This window comes from Mesorhizobium sp. WSM4822, from assembly GCF_055811155.1.
The window spans coordinates 313,356-322,203 of record NZ_JBVVQM010000008.1; the positions used below are offsets into that span (position 1 = coordinate 313,356).

The following is an 8,848-nucleotide window of genomic DNA, read 5'->3' on the forward strand; positions in this document are numbered from 1 at the left end:
CGCCCCCCCCCCGGCCGCGGCCTCCCGCCAAATGGCCCTGGGGGCGCCGGCCCGGGGCGCGCGACTCCCCCCACGGGGCCGCGGCGGGCCGTTTCACCGCGCGGGGCGGGCCGCGCTGGCGTTTTTCGGTGGTTTCCATGACGCCATTCTCGGTCTTTTCGCCAAATTCGCAATGAAAAAGTTTTTCACTATGATCGCTACCCGAGTTCTTGGAAAACGGAAAACCAAATAAAATCAGAAGTCTGATGCTGTTTTCTAAAAATGAAAAAATATTCTAAAAAAATTGAAAAATATCCGGCGTGCTGACATCCTTGGCCAATCCAACAATGACAAACCCCGTGGAGGGCTGGAAATGGCCAGGATGCGCGCTGTCGATGCCGCGGTTCTCGTTCTCGAAAAGGAAGGCATTTCCTGCGCTTTCGGCGTGCCGGGCGCGGCGATCAATCCGTTCTATTCGGCGCTGAAGACCAGGGGAACGATCCGCCACGTGCTAGCCCGTCACGTCGAGGGCGCCTCGCACATGGCGGAAGGTTTTACCCGCGCCAAGGCAGGCAATATCGGCCTGTGCATCGGCACCTCGGGTCCGGCCGGCACCGACATGATCACCGGGCTCTATTCGGCTGCCGCGGATTCCATTCCGATCCTGTGCATCACCGGGCAGGCGCCGCGGGCGCGGCTGAACAAGGAGGATTTCCAGGCCGTCGACATATCAGCCATTGCGGCGCCCGTCGCCAAATGGGCGGTCACCGTCATGGAGCCCTATCTCGTTCCCATGGCGCTGCAGAAGGCATTTCACCTGATGCGCTCGTCGCGGCCCGGCCCGGTGCTGATCGACCTGCCGGTCGACGTGCAACTGGCCGAAATCGAATTCGACATCGATGCCTATGAGCCGCTGACGCCGTTCAAGCCGGCCATGACGCGCGCCCAGGCCGAAAAGGCGTTGACCATGCTCAACGCGGCCGAAAAGCCGCTGATCGTCGCCGGCGGCGGCATCATAAACGCCGATGCGTCGGACCTGCTGATCGAATTCGCCGAGATTTCGGGCGTGCCGGTCATCCCGACCTTGATGGGCTGGGGCGCGATCCCCGACGACCACCGGCTGATGGCCGGCATGTGCGGGCTGCAGACCTCGCACCGCTATGGCAATGCGACGATGCTGGAAGCCGACTTCGTCTTCGGCATCGGCAACCGCTGGGCCAACCGCCACACCGGCTCCGTGGATGTCTACACCAAGGGCAAAAAATTCATCCATGTCGACATCGAGCCAACGCAGATCGGCCGTGTCTTCGCGCCGGATCTCGGTGTCGTTTCGGATGCGGGCGCGGCGCTGAAGATGCTGCTCGACGTCGCCACCGAATGGAAGACATCAGGCAGACTGCGCGACTGGTCCGGCTGGGCGAAGGAATGCCAGGCCCGCAAGAAGGCGATGAAGCGCAAGACGCATTTCGACCAGGTGCCGCTGAAGCCGCAGCGTGTCTATGAGGAGATGAACAAGGCGTTCGGCCGCGACGTCACCTATGTCACCACGATCGGCCTGTCGCAGATCGCCGGCGCGCAGTTCCTGCATGTCTACAAGCCGCGCAACTGGATTAATTGTGGCCAGGCCGGCCCGCTCGGCTGGACCTTGCCGGCAGCCCTTGGCGTTCGCGCCGCCGACCCGGACCGCACCATCGTGGCGCTGTCGGGCGACTATGATTTCCAGTTCATGATCGAGGAACTGGCGGTCGGCGCACAGCACAAATTGCCCTATCTGCATGTTGTCGTGAACAACGCCTATCTCGGCCTGATCCGCCAGGCGCAGCGCGGCTTTTCGATGGACTTCGAGGTCGACCTCGCCTTCGAGAACATCAACCGGTCAGGCGATCCCGAGGCCGGCTACGGCGTCGATCACGTTGCCGTCGCCGAGGCGATGGGCTGCAAGGCGGTCAGGGTGCGCAAGCCGGAAGAATTCGCCGGAGCTTTCAAGGAGGCGCAGCGGCTGATGAAAGAGCACCGGGTTCCGGTCGTGCTCGAATTCATCCTCGAACGCGTCACCAACATCTCGATGGGCATCGAGATCGACAAGATCACCGAATTCGAGGAGCTTGCCGAAAGCCACGAGGATGCCCCGACAGCGATCGTGATGTTGGATTAGGAGAAAAAGAATGCCGCGTTTTTCAGCCAATCTGTCGATGCTCTTTGGCGAGCATGAGTTCCTCGACCGTTTCGATGCCGCCGCCCGCGCGGGGTTCAAGGGCGTCGAATATATCGGCCCCTATGACCATGCGCCCGATGTCGTCGCCGCCCGGCTGAAGAAGAACGGCCTGACCCAGGTGCTGTTCAACCTGCCGGCCGGCGACTGGGGCAAGGGCGAACGCGGTATTGCCGTGCTGCCGGACCGCGTGCCGGAATTCCGCCAGGGCATCGCCAAGGCGATCACCTACGCGCAGGCGCTCGGCTGTGAGCAGGTCAATTGCCTGGCCGGCATCGCGCCGGCCGCCGCCGACCGCAAGGTGCTGGAGGATGTCTTTGCCGAAAACCTCGCCTTCGCGGCGGAAAAGCTGGAGCAGGCCGGCATCAGGCTGCTGATCGAGCCGATCAACACGCGCGATATTCCGGGCTTCTTCCTCAACTATTCCGATCAGGCGCTAGCGCTGATCGATCGCGTCGGCTCGAAAAACCTGTTCCTGCAATACGACATCTATCACATGCAGATCATGGAGGGGGATCTCGCCCGTACCATCGAGGCTAACCTCGGCCGCATCGCACATATCCAGCTTGCGGACAATCCCGGCCGTCACGAGCCGGGGACGGGCGAGATCAATTTTCCGTTTCTGTACGAGCATATCGACCGCATCGGCTATGCCGGCTGGGTCGGGGCTGAGTACAAGCCGAAGGCTGGGACGGAGGCTGGCTTGGGCTGGTTTCAGGAGTTGGCCGGGCAGGGGAGCGCGGCGGCTTAGCCAACGCGCCCCCTCATCCGGCCGCTAACGCGGCCACCTTCTCCCCGAGGGGAGAAGAGAATGCCGACGTTGGTGCCTGTCTCTTCTCCCACCGGGGAGAAGGTGGCCCGAAGGGCCGGATGAGGGGGCGTTTCACACAAGCATCTGGAGAACCACAATGGAAACCATCGGCTTCATCGGCCTCGGCATCATGGGCGCGCCGATGGCGGGGCACCTGCTGGATGCGGGTTATCATGTCATTGCCAGCGACCATCGCTCCAAGCCGCCGGCCGATCTCGTCGCCAAGGGGCTGAAGACCGTCACCGGCCATGCCGCCGTGGCCAAGGCTGCCGACATCATCATCCTGATGGTGCCCGACACGCCGCAGGTGGCCGATGTACTGTTCGGCGACAACGGCGTCGCGTCCGGCCTGACCAAGGGCAAGCTGGTCATCGACATGAGCTCGATCTCGCCGATCGAGACCAAAATGTTCGCAAAGAAGATCAACGATCTCGGCTGCGACTATCTCGATGCACCGGTCTCGGGCGGCGAGGTCGGCGCCAAGGCGGCGTCGCTGACCATCATGGTCGGCGGCGAGGAAACCCCATTCGAGCGCGCCAAGTCCGTGTTCGAGAAGATGGGCAAGAACATCACCCTGGTCGGGCCGAACGGGGTTGGCCAGACCACCAAGGTGGCCAACCAGATCGTCGTCGCGCTGACTATTGAAGCCGTCGCCGAAGCGCTTGTTTTTGCATCGAAAGCCGGCGCCGATCCGGCCAAGGTCAGGCAGGCGCTGATGGGCGGGCTGGCGGCTTCGCGCATTCTGGAAGTGCATGGCGAGCGCATGGTCAAGCGCACCTTCGCGCCTGGTTTCCGCATCGAACTGCACCAGAAGGATCTGAACCTCGCGCTGGAGGGCGCGAAGGCGCTCGGCGTTTCCTTGCCCAACACCTCGACGACTCAGCAGCTGTTCAATTCCTGCGCAGCCAATGGTGGCGCCAAGGAGGATCATTCGGCGCTAGTCAGGGCGCTGGAGCGGATGGCGGGGCATGAGGTGGGGTAGGAGCGAATAGCGAATAGCGAATAGCGAATGGGGAATAGGGATTAGGGATTAGGGATTAGGGATTGCAGCCACGGAACTCGCTACTCGCTACTCGCTATTCGCTACTCGCTAAAAACTTCCTCGCCACGTAAAGGCTGATCGCCGCGGCATTCGACACGTTGAGCGAATGGATGGCGCCGGGCATGTCGAGCCGCGCCAGCGTCGTCACCGTCTCGCGGGTCTTCTGGCGCAGGCCCTTGCCTTCGGCGCCCAGCACCAGGGCGATCTTTTCCCCGGCAAAGCTCTTTTCGAGTTCGGCCGGCGCGTCCGAATCAAGCCCGATGGTGCGGAAGCCGGCCTCGTGTAACTGACCGAGCGCGTCGGCGAGGTTCTTCACCTCGATCTGGTCGATGTGCTCCAGCGCGCCGGAGGCGGATTTCGCCAGCACGCCCGATTCCTGCGGGCTGTGGCGGGCCGTGGTGATCAGCGCGCCGGCGCCGAAGGCGACCGCCGAGCGCAGGATAGCGCCGACATTGTGCGGGTCGGTGATCTGGTCGAGCACCAGCACCAGCTTCGCGTCACCAAGCGCATCGAGTCGCTTGGCTTTAAGCGGCTCGGCCTCGATCAGCACACCCTGATGCACGGCATCCGACCCGGTGATCTTGTCGATGTCCCTGGGTTCGACCAGTTCGGTCTTGAAGGGCAGGGCGGCGAGATCGGCTATTTCGAGGCGCTCGGCCGCATTGCGCGTCACCAGCATCTTCCTGATCTTGCGGCGCGGATTGTCGAGTGCGGCGCGCACCGTGTGCAGGCCGTAGAGCCGCACCAGCCCGTCCGCGGCATTTTCGCCAGGCGGAACCGGCTGTCGGGGCCGGAACGCCGGCGCGCCGCCGCTTTTCTCGTCGCGATAGGCGCGGCGCAGCTTGGCGTAGTGGGTGTCTTTGGGGGTGTTGGTTTTGTCGCTCATGGCTGGCTTCTATAGCGGTGTCCTCTGGCCAAGGATATGGCCTGTCACTACAGCCGGCGAACAGAAACGAAAAACCATGGTTGCGCGGTTGACACCCAATGGGCTTGCCGCCATAAGGCGCTGCGCTGGTTTCGGAGAACACATAACTCGGGTCCGGATCGGCGTGAATGCCTCGTTGCATGGCTCCGGCGGCAGACTGGAGAGGTGCCCGAGTGGTTAAAGGGGACGGACTGTAAATCCGTTAGCTTAGCTTACGTTGGTTCGAATCCAACCCTCTCCACCACTGCCGGCCCGGAAGCCCTGAAACGCGACAAGAATCGGACCGAAAAGTGCATGGCGCTTTTCGGATGAATCCGGTACTTCAGGTAAGGCGCGGGTATAGCTCAGTGGTAGAGCAGCAGCCTTCCAAGCTGAATATGCGGGTTCGATTCCCGCTACCCGCTCCAGACACTCATCCCATCACCGGCAAGCCGAGACACTGCGCACGAGGCGCAGCGCTCCAATTGTCGTGGCCGTGCCGCCTCAGCTGTTGAACGCGGTGGCGACCTGGTGCTGCTGCGGCACCTGGCCGTTCGGCGTCAGTCTGTCGACGATGCCGGGCAGGGCGGTGGACAGTTGCTTGAGCAGTTCCTGCTCGTCCAGCCCGGTCCGTTGCGCGATCTCGCGAATGATCTGCGGTCCGATCGCGGCGCCAAGATCGTTGGCGTTGATCGGCTGGTTCTGCCCGGTGCCGACCCAGGAGTCGGCGGCATTGCCGTGGCCAGCATTTCTGAGCTTGTCGAGCAGGCCGCCCAAGCCGCCAGCCAGGCCACCATCGGCGGATGTGGTTTCCGTCGGGACGGGGGCGGTCGGAGCGGGCGCGGGAGACTGTTCTGGCGCTTCGGCACTTCTGCCGCTCAGCATCTTGCCGACCAGCAATGCGCCGAGCGCGATCATCAGGGGTTTGGTGATGTTGCCGCCGGGAACGGCATTGTCAAAAAGTCCCATAGTGGATCCTCCATAGCGACCAAGGCCCGACCCCTCCTCAACAATGAAGCATTCGGGCGGAATTTCAAGCTGGCTTGAGGTTTTGACAATCCTATGAAAATGTTCGGCTGGCGAGGGGATGGAGAGGAAAAAATGGGTATCATCAGCTGGATCATTCTCGGCGTGGTCGCCGGCTTCATAGGCAGCAAGATCGTCAACAAGACCGGCCAGGGTGTCATCATGGACATCGTGCTTGGCATCGTCGGCGCCATTGTCGGCGGTCTGATCTTTAGTGCCTTCGGCGCGTCAGGCGTCACCGGCCTCAACATCTACAGCCTGATCGTTGCCGTCATCGGCGCGGTGGTCGTTCTGTGGGCCTACCATCAGTTCAGCGCAAGGCGGACGCTTTAGGCGCCTGCCGATCGTCTGAGGTTTCGAGTTTCTGAAGGCAAGACCGGCTTGAGGCCGGTATGCTCAGCAGTGGCTTGCCTATGGCATCGGGGCGGCGAAAAGCAGCAATGAAACGAGGCTAGGCGACAACGGCCAGCCGGCGCTGACGCTGATCCAGCGAGACGATGGTCAGCCCGCTGCCGACGACCAGCAGAATGCCGCAAATGGCCAGCGCGTTGGGGAACTGCCCGAACACCAGCAGGCCCGAAATGACCGCCCAGACGGTGAAGCAATAGTAGAACGGCGCCACGGCGCTGGTCGGTCCGATGCGATAGGCCATGAAGATGAAGAAATGGCCGAAGATCAGGAAAAATCCAGCCCCCGCCATCAGCAGCAGGTGATGTGCCCCGGGCATGACCCAACGCTCGGAAACCAGATGCGCGGCGCCGGCGCCGATCAGCACCACCACGACGGCGGAGATCGCCACGATCATCCCCGGCACCTCGGCCGCGACCCGCCGGCCGGCAAGGTCGCGCGCCGCCGCGAATGTGGCATTGCCGAGCGCCAGCAGGGCGTAGACCGAAATGCCTTGCATGGTCGGCTGCGCCACCATCAGCGCGCCGACGAAGCCGAGCCCGATCAGCGCCATACGTCGGCCGCCGATCCGCTCGCCAAACAGGATCGAGGAGCCGACCAGCATCAAGAGCGGCGTGATCTGTCCGAGCGCGGTGGAATCGGCGATCTGCATGTTGGCGAGCGCGACGACATAGCAAAGGATCGCCGCCAGCTCGAGCACGTTCCGGCTCAGTACGCGCTTGTCGAAGATCAGCGGGATCTGCTTGCCGTAGCCCAGCGCGAACAGCAGCGGGAAGCCCCAGAGGGCTGCCGCGGCACCGCGCAGAAACAGCACTTCGTAGGACGGCAGGCCTGCCGTCGCGAGCTTCATCATCGTGTCGTTGACGAGATACGACCCCGTCGAGACGATCATGAACAGCGGGCCGCGGATAGAGGCAGGGATGAAATGCATCCGGCCACAAGATCAGAGGCGGGTGGTGGCGGCAAGAGGTGCCAATGGGGCAGCGCCGCTCAGCAACGCCACCAATTCGCTCTGACGGCCGGTGCCGGTCTTGTAGAAGACACGCTCAAGGTAGGTACGGGCGGTTTTGACCGTGATCCCGTGGTCAAGTGCCGCCGCTTTCAGCGGACGGCCGGATACCAGCGATGCGGCAAGCTTTGCCTCGGCCGGAGACAGATCGAAGAGCGCGCTCAGAATTTGCGGCGACGGCTCTTGGTTGCCCATGCGGATCGACGCTGCAACGACAAGGATGTTTGCACCTGCGAATATGTCCCTTGCCGATCGGCGAAGCGGCAACACATGCAGGACGACAGCGGGCTGATCGATCGTCTGGCGAACGGGAATGGACCTGACGATTGGCACGATGGCAGCCGAAGTGCTCCTGACTGCCTCCTGGAACAACAAATCGGCTTTCGGATCGCCGATTGCCAAGCCGTCATACGCCAACGGCTGAAAAATGGACGGCAATGCATCGAACAGTCCGTTGGTGGCAACGACCTGTCCGCCGTCCGACATGACCGCGGCGGGAAGCCCAACGCTCTGCAGGGCCGATACGGTGGCCAACGCCCGCTCCAGGCCAAGCCTTGCCGCAACAAGCCCGGCGCGGGCAAGATGCGGGCGAAGTACGTTGAGCGAGGCGATGGAGGCCGGGTCATGCGGACCGTCCTGCAGACGACGCTCCACACTGTAGATCACGACCTCGCCATTGGTCATCGGTATGACCATGCCGGTTTGCCAGCCCAATCCGTACCGGATCAATTCGTGTCTCATCGGATCGGTTTCCAATTCGTCCGGACTGAAGAGTTCGACGTCGCGAAGAAACCCATCGACACTAGGCTTCCAGCGCAACGGACGATCGTTGTTTCGCCACGCGTCGGAAGAGAATTCAATCAGCGCATCCATAATCGATGCCGATGCCGCAAACCGCGGCGGATGAGCCTCGCTGGCGACCAGCAAGGCGCCGCCTACCGATCCCGACATCGTGCTCAGGCCGTCAAGCACCACCGGCCACAGCTCTGGCACGAATGCGGCTTCGTAGATTCGGTCGACCAGATCTTCCATGAAAGTTGCCCCTCAATCGGCAAGGGAACGAACGATCCGCCCAGCCATCGCGCCAGCGATATGAATGACCTGTATCGGCTGAGCAAACCAGATATTCGCCATATCGACAAGCGCCCGATCCTCGGCTTCGGATCCAGTATGCAACGCCCATTCCATTTGACGGTTCGCCTTCCTATATCAGCGTCATATCCCGCAATCGGATCGATGGTTCGGACTGAGTGAGACGGCACCCGGCCAAAAGACGCTTGTGTTTTTTGGCCTTTGTCGCTAATCGCCCCGCATTCGACTGAACTGAAGGTCTTCGACCGAACTGAAGATCCGGGCCGTCCAAGGAAAGAGACAATGGCAAAAGGTAAATTCGAGCGTAACAAGCCTCACGTGAACATCGGCACGATTGGCCACGTCGACCATGGCAAGACGTCGCT

9 protein-coding genes and 2 tRNA genes are annotated in these 8,848 nt (G+C 62.2%); 6 read left to right on the forward strand and 5 right to left on the reverse strand.

Going from position 1 to position 8,848, the window contains the following annotated elements; translation table 11 throughout:
- The first annotated feature begins 352 nt into the window (after positions 1 to 352).
- The 3 genes from gcl to AC0L3E_RS20560 all read left to right on the forward strand — a co-directional run bounded on the left by gcl (position 353) and on the right by AC0L3E_RS20560 (position 3,984).
- On the forward strand, positions 353 to 2,134 hold the full coding sequence (gene gcl, locus AC0L3E_RS20550) for a glyoxylate carboligase (protein ID WP_128308708.1): 1,782 nt from the start codon (positions 353 to 355) through the stop codon (positions 2,132 to 2,134).
- Positions 2,135 to 2,144: 10 nt separating this feature from the next.
- Entirely contained in the window at positions 2,145 to 2,942 is a 798-nt protein-coding gene (otnI, locus tag AC0L3E_RS20555) for a 2-oxo-tetronate isomerase (protein ID WP_473605497.1), read from the forward strand.
- Between the two features lie 142 nt (positions 2,943 to 3,084).
- Complete coding sequence (locus AC0L3E_RS20560) at positions 3,085 to 3,984, forward strand: 2-hydroxy-3-oxopropionate reductase (RefSeq protein ID WP_473605506.1); 900 nt, start codon at positions 3,085 to 3,087, stop codon at positions 3,982 to 3,984.
- 94 nt (positions 3,985 to 4,078) lie between these two features.
- Here AC0L3E_RS20560 and rlmB read toward each other — a convergent pair whose 3' ends face one another.
- Entirely contained in the window at positions 4,079 to 4,930 is an 852-nt protein-coding gene (rlmB, locus tag AC0L3E_RS20565; RefSeq protein WP_024505801.1) for a 23S rRNA (guanosine(2251)-2'-O)-methyltransferase RlmB, read from the reverse strand.
- Positions 4,931 to 5,128: 198 nt separating this feature from the next.
- Between rlmB and AC0L3E_RS20570 the strand changes: the two genes are divergently transcribed.
- Both AC0L3E_RS20570 and AC0L3E_RS20575 read left to right on the forward strand, forming a co-directional pair.
- Positions 5,129 to 5,213, forward strand: a tRNA-Tyr gene (locus AC0L3E_RS20570).
- Positions 5,214 to 5,302: 89 nt separating this feature from the next.
- Positions 5,303 to 5,376 (forward strand) — tRNA-Gly (locus AC0L3E_RS20575).
- A gap of 76 nt (positions 5,377 to 5,452) precedes the next feature.
- Here the strand turns inward: AC0L3E_RS20575 and AC0L3E_RS20580 are convergent.
- Positions 5,453 to 5,917 (reverse strand): YidB family protein, encoded by a 465-nt coding sequence (locus tag AC0L3E_RS20580; RefSeq protein WP_473605498.1) that lies wholly within the window; start codon positions 5,915 to 5,917, stop codon positions 5,453 to 5,455.
- Positions 5,918 to 6,049: 132 nt separating this feature from the next.
- Here AC0L3E_RS20580 and AC0L3E_RS20585 point away from each other — a divergent pair, with 132 nt between their 5' ends.
- Positions 6,050 to 6,307 carry a GlsB/YeaQ/YmgE family stress response membrane protein gene (locus AC0L3E_RS20585; protein ID WP_013531402.1) on the forward strand — a complete coding sequence of 86 codons (258 nt, stop codon included), beginning with the start codon at positions 6,050 to 6,052 and terminating at the stop codon, positions 6,305 to 6,307.
- Between the two features lie 118 nt (positions 6,308 to 6,425).
- Here the strand turns inward: AC0L3E_RS20585 and AC0L3E_RS20590 are convergent, their stop codons facing one another.
- Genes AC0L3E_RS20590 through AC0L3E_RS20600 form a run of 3 tightly spaced genes read right to left on the reverse strand, consistent with a single transcriptional unit; the run spans position 6,426 to position 8,579 of the window.
- A complete protein-coding gene (locus AC0L3E_RS20590; RefSeq protein WP_473605499.1) occupies positions 6,426 to 7,313 on the reverse strand; it encodes a DMT family transporter in 888 nt (295 codons plus the stop codon).
- A 12-nt stretch (positions 7,314 to 7,325) separates the two neighbouring features.
- The gene (locus AC0L3E_RS20595; protein WP_473605500.1) at positions 7,326 to 8,423 is read right to left on the reverse strand and encodes a helix-turn-helix transcriptional regulator; all 1,098 of its coding nucleotides are present in this window, start codon (positions 8,421 to 8,423) and stop codon (positions 7,326 to 7,328) included.
- Between the two features lie 12 nt (positions 8,424 to 8,435).
- A complete protein-coding gene (locus AC0L3E_RS20600) occupies positions 8,436 to 8,579 on the reverse strand; it encodes a hypothetical protein (RefSeq protein WP_473605501.1) in 144 nt (47 codons plus the stop codon).
- Positions 8,580 to 8,848 lie beyond the last annotated feature (269 nt).